Raw genomic sequence first — 20,048 nt, 5'->3', positions numbered from 1 at the left:
GCTACTCGTTGGGTGTGAGGCTCGCGACGATATCGGCCACCGGTCCGGGCTGCGCTTTACGGAACGACGTTCCCGCCCAGAGGTTCATGCCGTTCGGGTCTTCCCGGTCGGCCGCGGCTTCCCGGATCGGCAGCGTCATCTGGTTGACCTCGGGATAGCCCAGCGGCGCGATGTTGTCGAAGAGGCGAATGAATTCGTTCTCCAGGCCACGCGCATAACGGCCCGAGAACGCGCGCGTGACGATGGTCTTGGCGAAGAGCTGATTCTTCATGGCGACTCGATGCCCGGGGCTGGTGCCGGCTTCGTCGCTGAGCAGCAGCGCGGTCCCGACCTGCGCGGCCACCGCCCCCCGGCGCAGCACGCTCGCCACATCCTCGGCGGTGCCCAGCCCACCCGCGGCAATGATCGGGACGTCGCGATGCGCCCGGTGGATGCGGTCGATCAGGTGATGCAGCGACTCACTGCCGGGGTCCATGTCGGGGGCGAAGGTGGCGCGGTTCCCGCCGGCATTGGGGCCCTGGATCACCAGGCTGTCCGCACCGGCGGCGACGGCCACCCCGGCCTCGTACACCGATGTCACCGTGACCATCACCAAAAGCCCGAGCGCGCCGAACCGCCGGATCACATCCGGCGACGGCACTCCATAGGTGAACGACACCAGCTCCGGGCGCAGGTCGGCCACCACCTCGAGCTTGCGCGTCCAGTCGTCATCGTGGCCGTATTCGGGCCGGCCGACGTGGACCTGGTAATGCTCGGCTACACCTTCGAGTTCATCCGCGTAGAAGTCCAGTGCCACCCAGTCGGCCACGCTGGGCTGGGGTACCAGCAGGTTCACGCCGAGCGGGCCGGTGGTGGCGGCGCGCGCCGCAGCGACGTCCTGCGCGAACTGGTCTGCGCTCAGGTACCCGGCGGGCACGAATCCGAGTCCGCCCGCGTTGGACACCGCCGCCGCCAATGCCGGGCTGCCGGGTCCGCCCGACATCGGTGCACCCACAATGGGCACCGCGATGTCCCAAAAACCCAGTACCATCCGGCTAATTTACCATTGCCCGAAGTTGTTGCGGCAGTGACCGTTTCGACGCATATGGCCCCAGAACGGCGGCGCCGAAGCGCTTGGTCAGCAGCTGGCCGGCCACCGCGTTGACCTCGTCGACGGTCACACCGTCGATCTGCCGCAGGGTGTGCTCGATGCTGCGGTGCTTGCCATAGTTCAATTCGCTACGACCGATGCGGCTCATACGAGAACTGGAGTCTTCCAGGCCGAGCACGATCCCGCCACGCATGGAGCCCTTGGCGATGCGGCATTCCGCCTCGGTGATGCCGTCGCGTGCCACCGATCCGAGCACCTCACTGGTCACCCGCATGACGTCCACGAACCGCTCGGGCAAGCACGCGGCATACACCGAGAGCGCACCGCTGTCGGAGAACACGTCGACCGAGGAGTAGACCGAGTAGGCCAACCCGCGCAGCTCGCGAACCTCTTGGAACAACCTTGAACTCAACCCGCCGCCCAGCGCGGTATTCAGCACCGCCAACGCCCAGCGATGTTCCCACGTGCGCCCCGGAGTACGTACGCCCACCAACACATGGGTCTGCTCGGCGTCCCTCTTCGCCGCCAACAATCCCGGCTGGCCGGCCACGCGTCCGGCGCCCTTGCGCGGCGAAATAGGCTGGCGCCCACGGACTAAACGCGACCCGAAGTGATCCCGCACCAATGCGACGACCTGGTCGTGGTCGACATTGCCGGCCACCGCGACGACCATCCGTTCCGGCGTGTAGCGCCGCATGTGGAATGAGTGCAGCTGAGCCCGCGTCATCGCCGACACGGATTGCGCCGTACCGATGACCGGGCGTCCCACCGGATGGTCACCGAAGAGCGCCGAAAGGAACATGTCCCCCAGCGCATCCTCTGGGTCATCGTCGCGCATCGCGATTTCCTCGAGAACGACATCGCGTTCGAGCTCGACATCCTCGACGGCGCAGCGGCCGTTGAGCACCACGTCGGCGACGAGGTCGATGGCTAGCTCGAGATCACTGTCGAGCACGTGCGCGTAGTAGCAGGTGTGCTCCTTGGCGGTGAACGCGTTCAGCTCACCTCCGACGGCGTCCATCGCCTGGGCGATGTCCACCGCCGTGCGGGTCGGCGTCGACTTGAACAGCAGATGCTCGAGGAAATGCGCGGCTCCGGCAACGGTCGCGCCTTCATCGCGCGATCCGACGCCGACCCACACCCCGACCGACGCGGAGCGCACCGCGGGCAGGTACTCGGTGACCACCCGCAGTCCGCCCGGCAACGTGGTGCGCCGCAGCGTGGCCTGCAACAGAGGTTGCGCCTCGACGGCTTGTTTGCCCTGCCGCAGGGCACTCACCCGACCGGGGCGCGCCCCGGGTAAGTCAGCTGCTGGCCGTCGCGGCATCGGCGGTGGGTGCGGTCTCCGGGGAATCCGCGGCGGCGGAGCTGTCTTCGTCAGCCACCAGGACCAGCGAGATCTTGCCCCGCTTGTCGATATCGGCGATCTCCACACGCAGCTTGTCGCCGACGTTCACCACGTCTTCGACCTTGGCGATGCGCTTGCCCTTACCGAGCTTGGAGATGTGCACCAGACCGTCGCGACCGGGCAGCAGCGACACGAACGCACCGAAATCCGTTGTCTTGACCACGGTTCCGAGGAATCGCTCGCCCACTGTCGGCAGCTGCGGGTTGGCGATGGCGTTGATGCGGTCGATCGCTGCCTGCGCCGAGGGCCCGTCGGTGGCGCCGACGAACACGGTGCCGTCGTCCTCGATGGAGATCTGAGCGCCGGTCTCCTCGGTGATCGAATTGATCATCTTGCCCTTGGGCCCGATAACCTCACCGATCTTGTCCACCGGCACCTTGATGGTGGTCACCCGCGGTGCATACGGGCTCATCTCGTCGGGTGCGTCGATGGCCTCAGCCATCACCTCGAGGATCGTCAGGCGCGCATCCTTTGCCTGCGCGAGCGCACCCGCGAGCACCTGCGACGGGATCCCGTCCAGCTTGGTGTCGAGCTGCAGCGCGGTGACGATGTCCTTGGTGCCGGCGCACTTGAAGTCCATGTCGCCGAACGCGTCCTCGGCACCCAGGATGTCGGTCAGCGTGACGAAGCGACGCTCCGTCTTGCCGTCCACCTCGACGTCGTCGGAGACCAGGCCCATCGCGATGCCGGCCACCGGCGCCTTGAGTGGCACGCCTGCGTTGAGCAGCGCCAGCGTGGATGCACACACCGATCCCATCGAGGTCGAGCCATTGGAGCTCAGGGCCTCGGACACCTGACGGATCGCATAGGGGAACTCTTCGACGCTGGGCAGCACCGGAATCAGAGCCCGCTCGGCGAGCGCGCCATGCCCGATCTCACGCCGCTTGGGCGAACCGACCCGGCCCGTCTCACCGGTGGAGAACGGCGGGAAGTTGTAGTGGTGCATGTACCGCTTGGAAGTTTCCGGCCCCAGCGAGTCGATCTGCTGGGCCATCTTGACCATGTCCAGCGTGGTGACACCCAGGATCTGGGTCTCGCCGCGCTCGAATAGCGCGCTGCCGTGCGCGCGCGGCACCAGGGCGACCTCCGCCGACAGCGCGCGGATGTCGGTGATGCCACGGCCGTCGATGCGGAAGTGATCGGTCAGGATGCGCTGGCGGACCAGCTTCTTGGTCAGCGAACGGAACGCGGCACTGACCTCTTTCTCCCGGCCCTCGTAGGTCTCGGCAAGCCGCTGCTGCACCTCGCCCTTGAGCTCGTCGGTGCGTGCGTCGCGCTCGGCCTTGCCGCCGATGGTCAGCGCCTTGGCCAGCTCGTCGGTGGCCACCGAGGCGACGGCGTAGTACACGTCTTCCTGGTAGTCGGGGAACGTCGGGAACTCACCGACCGGCTTGGCGGCCGCGTCGGCCAGCTCCTGCTGAGCGGTGCACAGCGCGTCGATGAACGGCTTGGCAGCCTCCAGGCCTTCGGCCACAACGGTTTCCGTCGGCGCCTGGGCGCCGCCCTCGACGAGTTCGATGACCTTGTCGGTGGCCTCGGCCTCAACCATCATGATGGCGACGTCGCCGTCTACTTTTCGGCCGGCCACGACCATGTCGAATACGGCCCGCTCGAGTTGCTCGACGGTCGGGAACGCGACCCAGGTGCCGTCGATCAGCGCCACCCGCACGCCCCCGATGGGACCGGAGAATGGCAGCCCGCTGATCTGGGTGGAGGCCGACGCGGCGTTGATCGCCAGCACGTCATACAGGTCGTTGGGGTCCAGGCTCAGGATCGTCACCACGACCTGGATTTCGTTACGCAGGCCGGAGACGAACGACGGCCGCAGCGGGCGGTCGATCAGCCGGCAGGTCAGGATCGCATCGGTGGAGGGCCGGCCCTCACGACGGAAGAACGAGCCGGGGATACGGCCCGCGGCGTACATCCGCTCCTCGACGTCGACCGTCAGCGGGAAGAAGTCGAAGTGTTCCTTCGGCGACTTGCTGGCGGTTGTCGCCGACAGCAGCATGTTCTCGTCGTCGAGGTAGGCGACGACGGCGCCGGCGGCCTGCTGGGCCAGCCGGCCGGTCTCGAAACGCACGGTCCGGGTCCCGAAGGTCCCGTTGTCGATTGTGGCGGTCGCCTCGAACACGCCTTCATCAATTTGAGCTACAGACATAGGTGTCCGTACAGCCTCTCTGGGTTATTCAGCTTTTTCGCGTCGTCACACGCGACCCGAAGAGGGCCCGGGCCAGCTCACCGGCCCGGACGGACCCGCGAGCCACCCCTGAGAGCTTCCCTGAGATACCTGGAGTCTGAATGCGGCTACGGCCATCGATCGAAGCGGCCGACCTGCTCCAGATCCGGAGAGCCCGGCTGCCACTACCGAAGACCGCCCGATACAGACTGGGCTGCTCCCGTCGTGACACGCTGGAACGGAACACGCGGATCTGCGCGGACCGCACCATTTGTTCGGGCCAGACAGGCCCCAGAACGCTCCCACTCTACATGGGCGAACACGGCCCACGAGAATAGCGTGGAATGGGTCAGCGTCAGCGACGCAGACCCAGCCGATCGATCAGCGAGCGGTAGCGCTCAACGTCGATCTGCGAGATGTATTTGATCAGCCGACGCCGGCGTCCCACCAGCAGCAGCAAGCCGCGGCGTGAGTGGTGGTCGTGCTTGTGCACCTTGAGGTGCTCGGTGAGGTCGGAGATCCGCTTGGTCAGCAGCGCGATCTGCGCCTCCGGCGATCCGGTGTCGGTGTCATGCAGGCCGTATTGGCCCAGAATTTCTTTTTTCTGCTCGGCAGTAAGCGCCACGAAATATCTCCATCACTGGGTCCGCGAAGGTTCTGTGTAAAGGCGCGGCCACCGCGAACCGCAGCACGCGCCGATGTCGTCCGGCAGTTTAGCAGCCAAGATCTGCCCGTCCCGAATCGTCAGGCGCGGTCAGTCGGAGAGCAGGGTGCGCGTTCGTTCGGTGTCGACGCCGATCTCGGCGACCAGTTCCTTGATCGAATCGAACCTGTGCTGGCCGCGGATGCGGGCGACGAAGTCCAGGGCAACATGCTGTCCGTACAGGTCAGCGGTGGTGTCGAGGACGAAAGCTTCGACGGTGCGGGTGCGTCCGGAAAAGGTCGGGTTGGTGCCGACGGAGACGGCGGCCTGGTAGCGCTCGCCCGGGACGACGGTGCCGGCCACCGGCCCGTGCCCGAGCACGGTGAACCAGGCGGCATACACGCCGTCGGCCGGGATGGCCGAGTACATCGGCGGTGCGACGTTCGCGGTGGGAAAGCCCAGCTCGGCGCCGCGCCCATGACCACGGACCACGACGCCTTCGACGCGGTGAGGACGGCCCAGCGCCTCCGTCGCCGCCGCCATGTCCCCGGCGTCCACGCAGGAGCGGATGTACGTGGACGAGAACGTCACGGTCTCGTTGCTGTGGTGCTCGGACAGCAGTGACATCGACTCGACCGCGAATCCGAACCGGTCACCGGCCTTGCGCAAGGTGTTGACGGTGCCGAGCGCCTTCTTGCCGAAAGTGAAGTTCTCCCCCACCACGACCTCGACGACGTGCAGGTTCTCCACCAGCAGCTCGTGCACGTAACGCTCCGGCGTGAGCTTCATGAAGTCCGTCGTGAACGGCATCACCAGGAAGACGTCGATACCCAGTTCTTCGACAAGCTCGGCGCGGCGGGTCAAGGTTGTCAGCTGCGCGGGGTGACTGCCCGGATAGACCACTTCCATCGGATGCGGATCGAAGGTCATCATCACGATCGGCACGTCGCGCGCCGAGCCGGCTTTCACCGCGTGCGCAATCAATTCGGCATGACCGCGGTGCACACCGTCGAACACCCCGATCGTGAGCACGCATCGGCCCCAGTCAGTGGGGATCTCGTCTTGGCCGCGCCACCGCTGCACGACCGCCAGCCTACGGTGCACAGTTGTCCGACGCGCCGAAGGATCCCAATTCCGTAGAACTGGCGTGGGCATTTCGGAACTGCGACGCCGAGTCGTGCCGGTCACCACGCCAGACCAGCCGTAGATTGCCTAAACTTTTCGTTTGTGAGGGCTGACGAAGAGGCTGGCGGTCTCACCGCGGTTGGCCAGGACTATCTCAAGGTCATCTGGAATGCCCAGGAGTGGTCGGTGGAAAGGGTCAGCACCAAGATGCTGGCCGACCGGATCGGGGTATCGGCCAGCACGGCCTCGGAGTCGATCCGCAAACTCGCCGAGCAGGGCCTCGTCGACCACGCGAAGTACGGAGCGGTAACGCTGACCGAAGCGGGTCGGCGCGCGGCACTCGAGGTGGTGCGCAGGCACCGGCTGCTGGAGACCTTCCTGGTCAACGAGCTCGGCTATGGCTGGGATGAGGTGCACGACGAGGCCGAAGTGCTCGAGCATGCGGTATCGGATCGGCTGGTGAATCGCATCGACGCCAAGCTGGGATTCCCGCAGCGCGACCCGCACGGCGACCCCATCCCCGCCTCCGACGGGCAAGTGCCCGCCCCGCCGGCCCGCCAGCTGTGGGCGTGCAACGAGGGCGAGACGGTCAAGGTCGCTCGCATCTCCGACAAGGATCCGGAGATGCTGCGATATTTCTCCAGCGTCGGAATCAGTCTCGACTCGCGGGTGCGTGTCGAGACCCGACGTGAATTCGCCGGCATGATCTCGATTGCGATCGAATCGGCTGACGGCGCCGAGACCATCGTCGATCTGGGCAGTCCGGCGGCCCGGGCCGTCTGGGTGGTGCCCTAGCGGCGATCGCAAGCGCGGCGCCGCCGGGCGCAGCGGGTCGCCGCCAGATGCCCTAGCCGGTCAGCAGTCCCTTGGCGATGTGGGTCACCTGGACCTCGTTGCTGCCCGCGTAGATCATCAGTGATTTCGCGTCCCGCGCCAGCTGCTCGACCCGGTATTCGGCCATGTAGCCGTTGCCGCCGAACAACTGCACGGCCTCCATCGCCACCTCGGTGGCCGTCTCCGAGGAGTACAGCTTGATGGCCGACGCCTCGGCCAGCGTCAGCGGTTTACCGGCCTGTTGGCGCTCGATGGTCATGAACACCATGTTCTGCACGTTCATCCGGGCGATCTCCATCTTCGCCAGCTTCAGCTGGATCAGCTGGAACTGCCCAATGTTCTTGCCCCACAACGTGCGAGTCTTCGCATAGTCCACACACAGCCGGTGGCATTCGTCGATGATGCCCAGCGCCATCATCGCGATCCCGATCCGCTCGGCGGCGAAATTGTCGCGGGCACTGTCGCGTCCGTCGCCGCTGGCGTGCTGCTCACTCTCGCCGAGCAGCCGGTCCGGGCCCAACCGCACGTTGTCGAAGAACAACTCACCGGTCGGCGAGGACATCATGCCCATCTTCTTGAAGGGCTTGCCCTGTGTGAGGCCCGGCATCCCCGCGTCGAGCACGAAAACCAGCACCGGCCGGTTCCGCTTGTCTTGTTTGTCCGGGGAAGCGTCGCCTTCGTCCAGTTTCGCGTACACGACCAGGACGTCGGCGTGAGGCCCGTTGGTGATGAATGTCTTCTGCCCGTTGAGGATGTAGTCCTCGCCGTCGCGTCTGACGTAGGTCTTCATGCCGCCGAACGCGTCCGACCCGGAGTCCGGCTCGGTAATCGCCCACGCCGCAATCTTTTCCAGCGTCATCAGCTCGGGCAGCCAGCGTTCTTTCTGGGCCAGCGTGCCGCGGCTCATGATGGTCGCCGCGCCGAGGCCGAGGCTGACCGATGCGGTACTCAGCAATCCGATGCTGACCCGGGCGATTTCGGAAACCAGTACCGCAACCATCGATTGCTGACCGCCGATACCGCCCGAATCTTCTGCGCCGTCTCGCTTTTCGCCCTTGGATTCACCGTTGCGCTTGGCACGCTCGCGGTCCAGCATCTTCTTGACCGACTCGGCGGCCATCGCGTCCAGGCCGAACTGACTGAAGAACTTACGGGCAATCGGATACGGCGACAGCGCACCGGTTTCCAATTCGTCCAGGTGCGGGCGGATCTCCTTGTCCACGAACTGACGAACGGCATCCCGCATCATCAGATCGGTGTCGGACCACTCGATCATCGTGTTCCCCCGGCCGCGTGCCGCTCAGCGCTGGGCCCGCTGGTATGCGGTGACGACGGCGGCGCCGCCCAGCCCGATGTTGTGTTGCAGTGCGGCGGTGACGTTGTCGACCTGCCGCTTGTCGGCCTGGCCCCGCAGCTGCCAGTTCAGTTCGGCGCACTGCGCCAGCCCGGTCGCGCCCAGCGGGTGACCCTTGGAGATCAGGCCGCCGGACGGGTTGACCACCCAGCGTCCGCCGTACGTGGTGTCGCCGTTGTCGATCAGCTTGGGCGCCTCGCCCGCAGCGCACAGGCCGAGGGCTTCATAGAGCAGCAGCTCGTTGGCCGAGAAGCAGTCGTGCAGCTCTATCACCTGGAAGTCCTCGGGCCCCAGACCGGACTGGTCGTAAACCCGTTGTGCTGCTTGCACATTCATGTCGTAGCCGATGAGCCCCTTGGCGCTGCCGTCGAAGGTGGACTTGAAGTCGGTCGTCATGGCCTGACCGACGATCTCGACCGCCTGACCGGCCAGCGAGTGGCGGTCGACGAAGCTTTCGGAGGCCAGGATCGCCGCGCCCGAACCATCCGACGTCGGCGAGCACTGCAACTTGGTCAGCGGGTCGTAGATCATCTTCGCGGCCAGGATGTCGTCGAGGGTGTACTCGTCCTGGAACTGCGCGAACGGGTTATTCACCGAATGCTTGTGGTTCTTGTAGCCGATCTTTGCGAAGTGCTCGGCGGTGCTGCCGTACTGCAACATGTGCTCGCGGCCCGCCGCGCCGAACATCCAAGGCGCCGCCGGGAAGGCGAACTCGCTGATCTCGGCCATCGCCTTGACGTGCTTGTCCATCGGGTTGGTGCGGTCTTCGTAGGTCGTCGCCAGCGATCCGGGCTTCATCTTCTCGAACCCCAGCGCGATCGTGCAGTCAGCCAACCCGCCGCGAATCGCCTGCGCGGCCATGAACAGCGCGGTGGAGCCGGTCGAACAGTTGTTGTTGACGTTGACGATCGGAATGCCGGACAAGCCCAATTCGTAGAGTGCTCGCTGCCCCGCGGTCGACTCTCCGTAGACATAGCCGACGTAGCCCTGCTCGATCACGCTGTAGTCGATGCCCGCGTCGGCCAGCGCGTTGGTTCCCGACTCGCGAGCCATGTCTGGGTAGTCCCAGCCCTCGCGGCGGCCCGGCTTCTCAAACTTCGTCATGCCGACGCCGATGACATAAACCTTGTTGGACATCGTTGTCCCCTTCCGAACGGTAGGCCGCCTAGTCATCCCAGTGTGCAACGCCGCCCAACCAACCGCTCGGCCGGGACCTGTTAGAGCGTCGCGGGGCGGATCACCACCACCGACTTGGTCCGCGAACCCTCGTCGCGCAACAGCGCGATCACCCGACCGTCGCTGTCGGCTCCGGCATAGACACCGTCGATACCCGCGGGCGACAAGGGCCGGCCGTTGCTGGTCGCGTCGACTTCCTCAGCGCTCAGGTCGCGGCGCGGGAACATCAGCAGGCACGCGTCGTCCAGCGTCCAACTCAGTCGCGGCTGTTCGGCGAGTTCGTCGAGCGAGCGCGCCGCATCGAGCTCGAAGCGGCCGACGCGGGTGCGCCGCAGCGAAGTCAGATGCCCGCCCACCCCGAGCGCGGACCCCAGGTCGCGGGCCAGCGCGCGAATGTAGGTTCCCGACGAGCAGTCGACGGCGACGTCGAGATCAATGAGGCCTTGCCCGCTGCCGGAACGCCGGGTCGCCGAGATCTCGAACCGATCGATGCGTACCGGGCGGGCCTTGAGCTCGACCGCCTCGCCCTCGCGGACCAACTGATAGGCGCGACGGCCACCGACCTTGATCGCGCTAACCGCCGACGGCACCTGTTTGATGTCGCCGCGCAGCCCGGCGATCGCCGCGGCGATCGCCTCGTCGGTGAGATGTTCAGCCGAGATGCTTTGCAACAGTTCACCTTCCGCGTCCTCGGTGGAGGTGACCTGACCCAAGCGGATCGTGGCGGCATACGACTTCTCCGATGCCGTCAACAGCCCGAGGATCTTGGTGGCGCGGTCGATCCCGACCACCAGAACCCCGGTGGCCATCGGGTCCAGGGTGCCCGCGTGGCCCACCCGTCGGGTGGAAAAGATTCGCCGGCAGCGCCCCACCACGTCGTGGCTGGTCATTCCGGCCGGCTTGTCGACGACGACTAGTCCTGGACCGGTGCAGCTTTCGGTCATAGCACGATCGCGGTCAGCACGAGTCCGCGGTCGACCGACCAGCGGCCCCGCAGCGCGGTCAGCGGCGGACCCGACAGCGCCTCCGGATCGATCAGAATCTGCGAGACGAACGTGCCGGTCGCCGGGCCGTCGGCCTCGAAGCTGATGTGGGCATCCTCGAAGCCCAGCCATCGCTTGGTCAACGGGAACCACGCCTTGTACGTTGCTTCCTTGGCGCAGAACAGGATTCGATCCCAATGCAGATCTCCCGGCATTACCTGCGCGATTTCGGTGCGCTCGGCCGGCAAGCTGATCGCATCCAGCACGCCGGTCGGCAACACGTCGTGCGGTTCGGCGTCGATCCCGACCGAGCGCACCGCGGCGCTGCGGCCCACCACCGCACCGCGATAGCCCGTGCAGTGCGTGAGGCTACCGACGACGCCGTCGGGCCAGCAGGGTTGCCCCTTGTCGCCCTTGAGAATCGGCACCGGCGGCAGGCCCAGTTCACCGAGTGCGATGCGGGCACAATGCCGGACGGTGATGAACTCGTTGCGCCGCTTGGCGACCGACTTGGCGATCAGTGCCTCTTCTTCGGGCAGCGGGGCCAGCCCGGGCGGGTCGGAGTACACCTCCGAATACGCCATATCGTCGGTCGCCGGCAACACCGACGACACGAGGGTGTCCGCGGTCATCGCGACTGCCGCTGCCGCAATCGTTCCCGGAACTGCGTGGCCTGCGCCTTCATCTCGGGAGTGATCTGGAAGTGGCCACCGAAGTCGTTGAGGTCGCCGGGCGCGTACTGCGGGTCGGGCAGAACCTGGCGCAGCCAGCTGGGCGGTTTGCGGCGCCGCCACTCTCGCGGATATCCCACCGAGACTTCCTCGAAGCGCACGTCGTCATACCAGGTGGTCCGCGGAATGTGTAAGTGGCCGTAAACCGAGCAGATGGCGTTGTAGCGAGTGTGCCAGTCGGCGGTCTTGGTGGTGCCGCACCATAGCGAGAACTCTGGGTAGAACAACGCGTCGCAAGGGTCGCGCACCAGCGGGAAGTGGTTGACCAGCACGGTAGGCGTCATCCAGTCGAGTTGTTCCAGGCGAGCGCGGGTGATGTCCACCCGCTCGCGACACCACGCGTCGCGGGTGGGGTACGGCTCCGATGAGAGCAGGAATTCGTCGGTCGCCACAATGTTGTTCGCTCGCGCGATTTCCAGGCCTTCGGCTTTGCTGCGCGCCCCCTCAGGCAAGAAGCTGTAATCGTAGAGCAGGAACATCGGCACGACTGTGGCCGGACCGCCGCGTTCGGTCCACACCGGGAACGGGTGTTCGGGCGTCACCACACCCATCTCGTCGCACATGTTGACCAGGTAGTCGTAGCGAGCTTTACCGAAGACCTGGTTGGGATCGCGGTTGGTGGTCCACAGTTCGTGGTTGCCCGGCACCCAGATCACCTTGGCGAATCGGCGTCGCAACAGGTCAAGGGCCCAACGGATCTCATCGGTGCGTTCGGCCACATCGCCGGCAACGATCAGCCAGTCATCCGGTGACGACGGATGCAGCGATTCGGTGACCGGCTTGTTGCCCATATGACCCGTGTGCAAATCGGAGACCGCCCACAGTGTCGGTTGGCCGGTCGCCTGTCCCCCGTTTGTCGAGTCCCGCGTCACCACGAGTAACCAGCCTAACGACCCGACGCGCCGACCCGGGTTCCGCTGGGAGTTTCGGCCGCTACCACCTCCCGGTTAGAACAAGTTCAGGTTTGGCTGTGACCTCGCGCACGTGACTTGTAAACTCCCCGCACAAGAGACGGCCGACGGTTTGGGGGGTGTCATGTTCACCAGGGTGCGCCTGCTCGGAGCGCTCGGTGCGGTGCTGACAGCGGTCATCGGAGGCACGGTGGGCTGGCAGAGCGGCCCGCCCGCCCGGACCGGAGGCGGCGAGACCGTCGATCTGCGCTCAACGGCGCGGCCACTGGAAACGACGATGAAGAGTCCCATCATCGCGACCACCGACCCGCGGCCCTTCGACGCATGCGAAGACATCCCGTTCGACACCCTGCAGCGGCTCGGTTTGGGGTTCACGCCGCCCGAGCATGAGGACGGTCTGCGCTGCAAACTCGACGCGGGCAACTATCAGGTGGCCGTCGAGCCGATCGTCTGGCGCACCTACGAGCAGTCCCTGCCTCCCGACGCCCTCGAGACCACGATCCAGGGCCACCGCGCGGCCACCTACTGGGTGCTGAAGCCGACCTACCACAACAGCTTCTGGTACTTCTCCTGCATGGTGGCGTTCAAGACCAGCTACGGCGTGCTGCAACAGGCGCTGTTCTACTCGACGGTCTACTCAAACCCCGAGGTCGACTGCCCGTCCACCAATCTGCAGCGGGCCAACGACCTCACCCCGTATTACAAGTTTTAGCCCGGCCACGGTGATCGGCGCCGGTGCGCACGATCTTTTGTGGCTGAGATGAATTCGCGCCGGCGCGAAGACCGTAGCCGGTCCGCCTTAACCTGGGGAACGTGAGCATGACGTCGACTAGACCTGTTCCACCCGCGCTGCGCACCCTGACCCAGACCGGTGGCAACGTCTTGGGCCGGCTGTTTGGTCTGCGGCCGGCCACCAGCGGCTACACCGTGAATCGCGTTGAGGTGCCGATGCGCGACGGGGTTGCGCTGGTTGCCGATCACTACGCACCGACTACCTCCAGCCCGGTCGGCACTGTGCTGGTGCGCGGGCCCTACGGGCGTGGATATCCGTTCTCGCTGGTATTCGCCTGGCCGTTTGCGACGCGGGGCTACCACGTCGTGCTGCAAAGCGTGCGCGGAACGTTCGGGTCTGGCGGTGTTTTCGAGCCGATGGCCAATGAAATCACCGACAGCGCCGACACCGCCGCATGGTTAGTCGAGCAGCCGTGGTTCACCGGCCGGTTTGCCACCATCGGCACGTCATATCAGGGTTTCACTCAATGGGCGTTGCTTCAGGACCCGCCGCCCGAACTGGCCGCCGCCGTTATCGCGGCGGGCCCACACGACTTCCACGCCGCACTCTGGGATACCGGCTCGTTCACGATCGACTTTCTCCTGTGGAGCGACATGGTGGCCCACCAGGAAGACCCGTCCCGGGTCCAAGCCGGAATCCGCCAGTTGCTGGCTCTTCGCAGGGTGGCCCGGGCGGCCGCCGGAGTGCCGTTCGGCGAATCGGCGCGCGCGCTGCTCGGCACCGGTGCGCCGTGGTTCGAATCCTGGGTAGAGCGCCCCGACCCGGATGACGCGTTCTGTAACCAATTGCGCTGCAGCACCGCGCTGGACCGGGTGCAGGTGCCGGTCTTGCTGATGAGTGGCTGGCAAGACGTCTTTCTGCGCCAGACGCTGCAGCAGTATGCGCACCTTCGCCGCCGCGGCGCGGACGTCGCGCTCACGGTCGGGCCCTGGACCCACACTCAGATGCTCGGCAAGGGACTGCCCACCAACGCGCGCGAGACCTTGGACTGGCTGGACACCCATCTGGCGGGCACCACGGAGCTGAGCCGCCCCAGCAGGGTTCGCGTCGGGGTCACCGGCCAGGGCTGGCGCGACCTACCCGATTGGCCACCCGTCACCTCGCAGCGCGCGTTGTACCTGAGGCCCGGCCGCTATCTGGACGAGGCGTCACCCAAGGACCTGAAAGGGCTGCCGCCGGCGACCTTCCACTACGACCCCGCCGACCCGACACCGACCGTCGGCGGTCCGTCGCTGTCCACACGTGGCGGCTACCGCGACGACAGCCGGCTGGCGCTGCGCGACGATGTGCTTACCTTCAACAGCGCGACCCTGCTGCACGATCTGTGCGTCTACGGGAATCCGATCGTCGAGCTGGCGCACAGCTCCAACAATCCGCACGTCGACCTGTTCGTCCGGGTCAGCGAACTCGACGCCAAGGGCCACTCGCGAAACGTCAGCGACGGCTACCGGCGGCTGGCTGCCCCGGCGAAGACCGTCAGCATCGAACTCGACGCGATCGCACACCGCTTTCGAGCCGGTTCGCGCATCCGCCTGTTCGTTACCGGCAGCTGGTTTCCGCGGTACGCGCGCAACCTTGGCACCGGCGAACCGATGTTGACGGCCCGCCAATCGAAGCCGGCCACTCACGCCATCGCCTACGGGAGCTCCCGGCTGCTGTTGCCGGTCGGCCCGCTCGACCTGTCAGCCCACGGCGTCGCGGACGCGGGTGGCAATCCCGGCTAGCACGGCGTCGTCGTGGATCGGCGTCCCGAATGCCGGGCTCGCCGGCAACGGCACCCAACTCTTACAACCCCGATATTCGGGGATCCGAGTCAGGTGTATCGGCTCGATCAGCGGGGTCACCGACACCACCAGCGCGGCGAGTTTGTGCTTGGGCCGAAAATCCAGCCGGTCGGCGCGCACCGACTCGGCGGTCCAGATGTGCAGGTCCTCGATTTCCCCGAGCCGCTCGGGCCGGTTAACCGCCAGTGCTGCAACCACTTTCGCCGCAGCCCTGATCACCAGCTGATCGTCGGTGCTGTCGGCCGCCGCAGCGGCCAGCAGGTCGTGATGCTCTGGCCGGACACGCTCCTGGTGGCTGTGTGCAACCGTCGGAAACAGCAGGAACTCCTGCGACGCCACTTCGAACCGCTTCTCCCCTATACCGCCCTTGCGCAACAACACGTACTGCCGACCGCGCATCAGTGCGTGGACGGCGGCGCTCCATTCTTTGAGCGCGGGCGTCGTTGCGGTGAGGGTCATTTCGTTGCGGAGAGACGCGCCACTACCTCGGGTCGGCGCAACAGCGGGACGGTCTTGGGTGGTTGCCGGCGCGGCGGCAAGGACTTCAGCAAGCGCGTCGTCGTCTGGGTGACCTCGGCGACCGCGGCTTCGAACGCGTCGACGTTCGCGGCCGACGGGTGGGTAATGCCGCTGACTTTTCGCACGTACTGGCGCGCGGCCGCGGCGACCTCCTCAGCCGTGGCCGCGGGCCGCAAACCGCGCAGTTCGGTGATGTTCCGGCACATCCCTCAACGATAGGCGGGATTTGCCGCTGCGGCCTCGTCGATACGGCCGCCCACACCTCAGCAATCGGTGTCATGTTCGCCCAGGGTTGCTGGCACGCCCGGTCCGCAACATATGAGTTTCATATGTGTCACCGCCGGGCCCGTCGAGCAGCAACTGGATACTGTATACAGTAGTCTTTCCGAACGCTTCGAGCACCGGCTGCCCCATCGGCGACGCACGGCACCGGACCACGGGCAAGACGAGGAAACCAATGGATTTTGGGGCGCTGCCACCCGAAGTGAACTCCGGCCGAATGTATTCAGGCCCCGGACCGGCAACCCTGCTGGCCGCCTCCGCGGAATGGGAGGAGTTGGCCGTGGAGATGCACCTCGCCGCCAGCAGATGCGAATCAGTCGTCGCCGAATTAATCGGTGGATCGTGGACGGGTTCATCGTCGATGGCCATGACAGCGGCGGTTATGCCATACGCCGGGTGGATCAGATCCACGGCCGCGCACTGCGAGGAGGTGGCCAGCAAGGCCACCGCCGCCGCGGCGGCCTACGAAACGGCGTACGCGATGACGGTGCCACCGCCGATGATCGTCGCCAACCGCATTCGGCTTGCGGCATTGATTGCCGGCAACCTTCTCGGACAGAACACCCCCGCCATCATGGTTGCGGAAGGCGAGTACAGCGAAATGTGGGCCAGGGACGCGGCGGCTATGTACGGCTATGCGGCGAATTCGGCTAGCGTATCCGGACTTTCAGCCTTTGCACCGCCACCACGCACGACCGATCCAGGCGCACCCGCGCCGGCGCCGGCTAAGTTGCTGAGTTCGGCCGAGACGACACTGCAAGGACTTGCGAGCCCCGGTGCCGGCACGTCGGCAGCGATGGGTGCTGGGACACCGCTCGCGGCGTCGGGAATTTCCTCCTCGGTGTCCATGCTGGCGCGGCTGGCCAAGACTTCTAAGAGCGCGACCACGAGCACAACTGCAGGGATGCGGGCCACCTCTATGTTGGCCAGCACGATGGCTAGCCTGGTTGACGTCGGTAGTAGCTCCGCACCCGAAATCGGCACCAGCGCATTGGGGTTCGGCTCAGATGGCTTCGGTCTGAGCACCGACATCAGCGGATTCGCCCTCGACCTGGCCGGCTCCGGCCTCGAACTAGTCGGTGGCGATTCGCTTTTGGGCGTCGAGGAGGCACTCCCCGGTGAGCTCGGCGAACTAGGGTCGCTGGACGGGTTGAACCCCCTCGCCGACCCCTGGTCGGCGGGATTCGGCGGCGAGCCCTCGGCTGGCCTCGGTCAAGCGTCCCAACTGGGAACCTTGTCGGTACCACCCGGTTGGGCCAATGCGCTTTCGGGGAACGCCGGCAACCCGCCCATGCACTCCGCTTCGCAGGCCGGTCACCATAACCACCACGGCGCGGCACATCGCCATGCCGCCAACACGCCGACGGGCGGCATGGTGGGCAGCGAGTCCGGCGGCGCGGCGCACCGAGTGGGGGTGCGCGCCTCGCTCATTCCGCGTTCACCGATCGGGGGCTGAGCGAGCGCCATGCGTCAAAATGATGGCCTGCTTCACTTTTCGTCATAGCGGGCAACGCCAAAGGTCTATCACAACAGGTACGTTGAGGATGCGTTAGGTGGCGGGAGGAGATCTGGTGATCCGACCATCATTTAGTGACGCGCTGCGCGAATTGCTGTTCTGCACGCACCGCAGCGTCGATGACGTGATGAACGCATTCTTCGACCAGGGCTACCAGCATCGCGACAATGGAAAGGCTTATACCCGAGACGAGTTCGCCCGTCTAGCCACGATCGCACGCTCAGAAATCGCCCACGGGAGCGTGTTTACGCTCGAAGAATTCCGCTTCTGGAATCGATACGCCGCACGATTTGTCCTCGAGGTCAGCAAAACCGACGGTTCGGCGGAGCATGTCGAGGTATACGTGATCGGTCAGTACTCGATCGACGGCCGATTCCTGCGGTTGAATCAAGCCCATGTCTCGGTGCCCAGCGTAGAACTCGTGGTCGGGGCCAAGCTCAGAGCGCAACCGGTTGCCTAACCCTTGATCAGCTCGCCGACGTGAGCCACGACCGAATCCGCCAGCCCCTGAAGGTCATAGCCTCCTTCCAGCACCGCCACCAGCCGACCGTCGCAAAGTTTTTCGGCTGAGTTCATCAACTCGCGGGTGACCCAGCCGAAGTCGTCAGCAGTCATCGTCAGCGAACCAAGCGGGTCACGTTCGTGTGCGTCGAATCCCGCGGACACGAGAATCAGCTCCGGGGAGAACCTGTCGAGCTCGGGCAGAATTCGTTGCTGAAATGCCCTGCGTAACTCGGGCCCACCGTCGCCCGGCTTCAGCGGTGAATTGAAGATGTTGCCGGCCCCGGTTTCATCTGCTGCACCCGTGCCGGGAAACAGTGGCATCTGATGAGTGGACGCATACAGCACGTCGGAATCGGAGTAGAAAATCTGCTGCGTGCCGTTGCCGTGGTGAACATCGAAATCGACGATCGCGACCCGCGTTACTCCGTACGTCTGCTGCGCATGCCGCGCTCCAATGCTGATGTTGTTGAACAAGCAAAAGCCCATTGCGCGCTCGGTCTCCGCGTGATGACCCGGCGGCCGGCAGGCCACGAAAGCATTCTGAACCTGCCCGGTCAGCACATTGTCGATCGCCTGTAGCGTCCCGCCCACCCCGCGCAAGACCACTTCCCACGTCGATGGCTCCATTACGGTGTCGCCACCGTCGAGGTACACATAACCTTGGGCGGGACGAGCGGCTTCGAGATCGTCGACGTAACGGTTCGAATGCACATAGCGGGTAGTCGCGAGGTCGGCTGGCTCGGCTTGCTCGCGCACCAGCGTGTCGAATTGTGGCTGGCTTAGCACCGCCTCCACCGCGCGATAGCGATCCGGCCGCTCCGGATGACCCCCACCGGTCCGGTGGTTAGCGAAACTCGGGTGGTGCAGCAGCAGGGTGGACATTGCGGCAGACCTCTTTTCAGGGTCGTGGACTACACATCCAAGAACAATCTCGTGTCTGAATACCGTATGCGGCTCGGGTCGAACCGCATCGCCAGTTGATCGAATTTCGGTATCAGCCCAACACGTCGGTGCTCTCGCGGATCAACCGTTCGGTGACCACAGCCAGCAGATTTGCGGCGTATTTGGTGCAGCGCGAAAGATCTGGCTCGAGCTCGTTGAGGGTGCGCACCGCGCCGAAGCCTGCCGTTCGGGCTTGGGCGCTCGTCAACGTCGATATCCCGGCGATGGCAAAGGTTGGTATGCCGTGGGAGTGGGCACATCGCGAAACGCCCACGGGCGCCTTACCTCGTAACGATTGGCCGTCGAGGGAGCCTTCACCGGTGATGACCATCGTGGCGCCCAACAGCTTTCGATCGAGTTCGACGAGGTCGAGGATCATTTCGATGCCGGGTCTCATCCGTGCGCGCAGCACGGCAAGCGCGGCGAATCCCACGCCTCCCGCGGCGCCCGCCCCTGGCGCATCTCGGCAATCCGCGCCGATGACCGTTTCAACCAGGTCCGCCCATTTCGACAGACCACCGTCCACTTCGGCCACGCGGTCGCCGAGGACTCCTTTTTGCGGTCCGTAGACAGCGGCCGCACCGAGTGGCCCACACAGCGGGCTGTCCACATCGGCCGCCAGCGTGACCGTCGCTGTGCGCAGGCCCGGGTGCAGCCGGCTGAGATCGAGGTGAGCAGCGTCGGCCAGACCTTGAGCACCGAGAGCAATGGGCTGACCGTGGCGATCGAGTATCTCGGCGCCCAGCGCCATCAACATCCCCGCGCCGCCGTCGGTGCTTGCACTTCCACCGACGGTGATGACAATGTCTCGGCAGCCGTCGTCCAGCGCGTGGGCGATCACGCTGCCCAGCCCGTAGCTCGTCGCCGTCACCGGCGCCGGCGTTGCAGCCGGAAGCCGCTGCAGCCCACAGATATCCGCCATCTCGATGACCGCGCGCCCGCCCTTGCGGGCATACCCGGAACGCACCGGTGCGCCGGTCGGCCCGCACGCCTGCACTTCGACTGGTTCAAATCCGGCCGCCAAGACGGCATGCAGGGTGCCCTCTCCCCCGTCTGCGACAGGGCAGGCGATTGGGTTCATCGTCGGATCTGCTCGGCACACCCCCTGCGCCATTGCCTGGGCAGCCTGCTCGGCGGTCAACGAGCCCTTGAACTTGTCCGGCGCCAGCACGATGTTGCGCCTCATCACCCAGGTCATCCCATCAAGGTCGAGCCGCACACACGTTTCAGAGGGCTTGCGGCGGATGGTGCAGGGCTTGCTCAACTAGCCGGCATTC

General features: G+C 65.7%; 19 protein-coding genes. 5 read left to right on the top strand and 14 right to left on the bottom strand.

What is annotated here, in order from left to right; translation table 11 throughout:
* Position 1: 1 nt before the first annotated feature.
* The 5 genes from DB708_RS00480 to DB708_RS00460 form a co-directional block, all read right to left on the bottom strand.
* The gene (locus tag DB708_RS00480; RefSeq protein ID WP_108920000.1) at positions 2 to 1,030 is read right to left on the bottom strand and encodes a nitronate monooxygenase; all 1,029 of its coding nucleotides are present in this window, start codon (positions 1,028 to 1,030) and stop codon (positions 2 to 4) included.
* Positions 1,031 to 1,034: 4 nt separating this feature from the next.
* The gene (locus DB708_RS00475) at positions 1,035 to 2,417 is read right to left on the bottom strand and encodes a M16 family metallopeptidase (RefSeq protein WP_108919999.1); all 1,383 of its coding nucleotides are present in this window, start codon (positions 2,415 to 2,417) and stop codon (positions 1,035 to 1,037) included.
* Positions 2,395 to 4,656 carry a polyribonucleotide nucleotidyltransferase gene (locus DB708_RS00470; protein WP_108919998.1) on the bottom strand — a complete coding sequence of 754 codons (2,262 nt, stop codon included), beginning with the start codon at positions 4,654 to 4,656 and terminating at the stop codon, positions 2,395 to 2,397. Before DB708_RS00470 ends, DB708_RS00475 begins: the two co-directional genes overlap by 23 nt.
* A 373-nt stretch (positions 4,657 to 5,029) precedes the next feature.
* Positions 5,030 to 5,299, bottom strand: a complete 270-nt coding sequence (rpsO, locus tag DB708_RS00465; RefSeq protein ID WP_108919997.1) for a 30S ribosomal protein S15 — start codon at positions 5,297 to 5,299, stop codon at positions 5,030 to 5,032.
* A gap of 129 nt (positions 5,300 to 5,428) precedes the next feature.
* A complete protein-coding gene (locus tag DB708_RS00460; protein WP_201263377.1) occupies positions 5,429 to 6,400 on the bottom strand; it encodes a bifunctional riboflavin kinase/FAD synthetase in 972 nt (323 codons plus the stop codon).
* A gap of 144 nt (positions 6,401 to 6,544) precedes the next feature.
* Here DB708_RS00460 and mntR point away from each other — a divergent pair, with 144 nt between their 5' ends.
* Positions 6,545 to 7,237 carry a manganese-binding transcriptional regulator MntR gene (gene mntR / locus DB708_RS00455; protein ID WP_108919995.1) on the top strand — a complete coding sequence of 231 codons (693 nt, stop codon included), beginning with the start codon at positions 6,545 to 6,547 and terminating at the stop codon, positions 7,235 to 7,237.
* A 52-nt stretch (positions 7,238 to 7,289) separates the two neighbouring features.
* On the opposite strand, the gene DB708_RS00450 is transcribed toward mntR, so the two are convergent.
* From DB708_RS00450 to DB708_RS00430, 5 genes are all read right to left on the bottom strand, one after another.
* Positions 7,290 to 8,552, bottom strand: a complete 1,263-nt coding sequence (locus DB708_RS00450) for an acyl-CoA dehydrogenase family protein (RefSeq protein WP_108919994.1) — start codon at positions 8,550 to 8,552, stop codon at positions 7,290 to 7,292.
* Between the two features lie 24 nt (positions 8,553 to 8,576).
* Positions 8,577 to 9,767, bottom strand: coding sequence for a lipid-transfer protein (locus tag DB708_RS00445; RefSeq protein WP_108919993.1), 1,191 nt, complete (start codon positions 9,765 to 9,767; stop codon positions 8,577 to 8,579).
* A gap of 80 nt (positions 9,768 to 9,847) precedes the next feature.
* Positions 9,848 to 10,750: a tRNA pseudouridine(55) synthase TruB gene (truB, locus tag DB708_RS00440; RefSeq protein WP_108919992.1), complete on the bottom strand. Its 903-nt coding sequence runs from the start codon at positions 10,748 to 10,750 to the stop codon at positions 9,848 to 9,850.
* A complete protein-coding gene (gene pptT / locus DB708_RS00435; RefSeq protein ID WP_108919991.1) occupies positions 10,747 to 11,421 on the bottom strand; it encodes a 4'-phosphopantetheinyl transferase PptT in 675 nt (224 codons plus the stop codon). Before pptT ends, truB begins: the two co-directional genes overlap by 4 nt.
* Positions 11,418 to 12,392: a metallophosphoesterase family protein gene (locus DB708_RS00430; protein WP_108920109.1), complete on the bottom strand. Its 975-nt coding sequence runs from the start codon at positions 12,390 to 12,392 to the stop codon at positions 11,418 to 11,420. Before DB708_RS00430 ends, pptT begins: the two co-directional genes overlap by 4 nt.
* A 163-nt stretch (positions 12,393 to 12,555) precedes the next feature.
* Here DB708_RS00430 and DB708_RS00425 point away from each other — a divergent pair, with 163 nt between their 5' ends.
* Positions 12,556 to 13,143, top strand: coding sequence for a DUF3558 domain-containing protein (locus DB708_RS00425; RefSeq protein WP_108919990.1), 588 nt, complete (start codon positions 12,556 to 12,558; stop codon positions 13,141 to 13,143).
* A 101-nt stretch (positions 13,144 to 13,244) separates the two neighbouring features.
* A complete protein-coding gene (locus tag DB708_RS00420; RefSeq protein ID WP_108919989.1) occupies positions 13,245 to 14,948 on the top strand; it encodes a CocE/NonD family hydrolase in 1,704 nt (567 codons plus the stop codon).
* Here DB708_RS00420 and DB708_RS00415 read toward each other — a convergent pair.
* Both DB708_RS00415 and DB708_RS00410 read right to left on the bottom strand, forming a co-directional pair.
* Complete coding sequence (locus DB708_RS00415; RefSeq protein ID WP_108919988.1) at positions 14,907 to 15,467, bottom strand: DUF1802 family protein; 561 nt, start codon at positions 15,465 to 15,467, stop codon at positions 14,907 to 14,909. The two genes, DB708_RS00420 and DB708_RS00415, sit on opposite strands and share 42 nt — an antisense overlap.
* Positions 15,464 to 15,733: a DUF2277 domain-containing protein gene (locus tag DB708_RS00410; protein ID WP_108919987.1), complete on the bottom strand. Its 270-nt coding sequence runs from the start codon at positions 15,731 to 15,733 to the stop codon at positions 15,464 to 15,466. Before DB708_RS00410 ends, DB708_RS00415 begins: the two co-directional genes overlap by 4 nt.
* A 251-nt stretch (positions 15,734 to 15,984) precedes the next feature.
* On the opposite strand from DB708_RS00410, the gene DB708_RS00405 reads away from it, so the two are divergent.
* Complete coding sequence (locus tag DB708_RS00405; protein WP_108919986.1) at positions 15,985 to 17,265, top strand: PPE family protein; 1,281 nt, start codon at positions 15,985 to 15,987, stop codon at positions 17,263 to 17,265.
* 115 nt (positions 17,266 to 17,380) lie between these two features.
* Positions 17,381 to 17,785, top strand: coding sequence for a hypothetical protein (locus tag DB708_RS00400; RefSeq protein ID WP_133250961.1), 405 nt, complete (start codon positions 17,381 to 17,383; stop codon positions 17,783 to 17,785).
* Here DB708_RS00400 and DB708_RS00395 read toward each other — a convergent pair.
* A complete protein-coding gene (locus DB708_RS00395; protein ID WP_108919984.1) occupies positions 17,782 to 18,711 on the bottom strand; it encodes a histone deacetylase family protein in 930 nt (309 codons plus the stop codon). The genes DB708_RS00400 and DB708_RS00395 overlap by 4 nt on opposite strands.
* A 112-nt stretch (positions 18,712 to 18,823) precedes the next feature.
* Positions 18,824 to 19,969: a glycerate kinase gene (locus DB708_RS00390; RefSeq protein ID WP_235616564.1), complete on the bottom strand. Its 1,146-nt coding sequence runs from the start codon at positions 19,967 to 19,969 to the stop codon at positions 18,824 to 18,826.
* Positions 19,970 to 20,048 lie beyond the last annotated feature (79 nt).

Source organism: Mycobacterium montefiorense (assembly GCF_003112775.1).
Lineage (GTDB): Bacteria > Actinomycetota > Actinomycetes > Mycobacteriales > Mycobacteriaceae > Mycobacterium > Mycobacterium montefiorense.
This window is presented reverse-complemented; position numbering and strand designations above follow the sequence as displayed.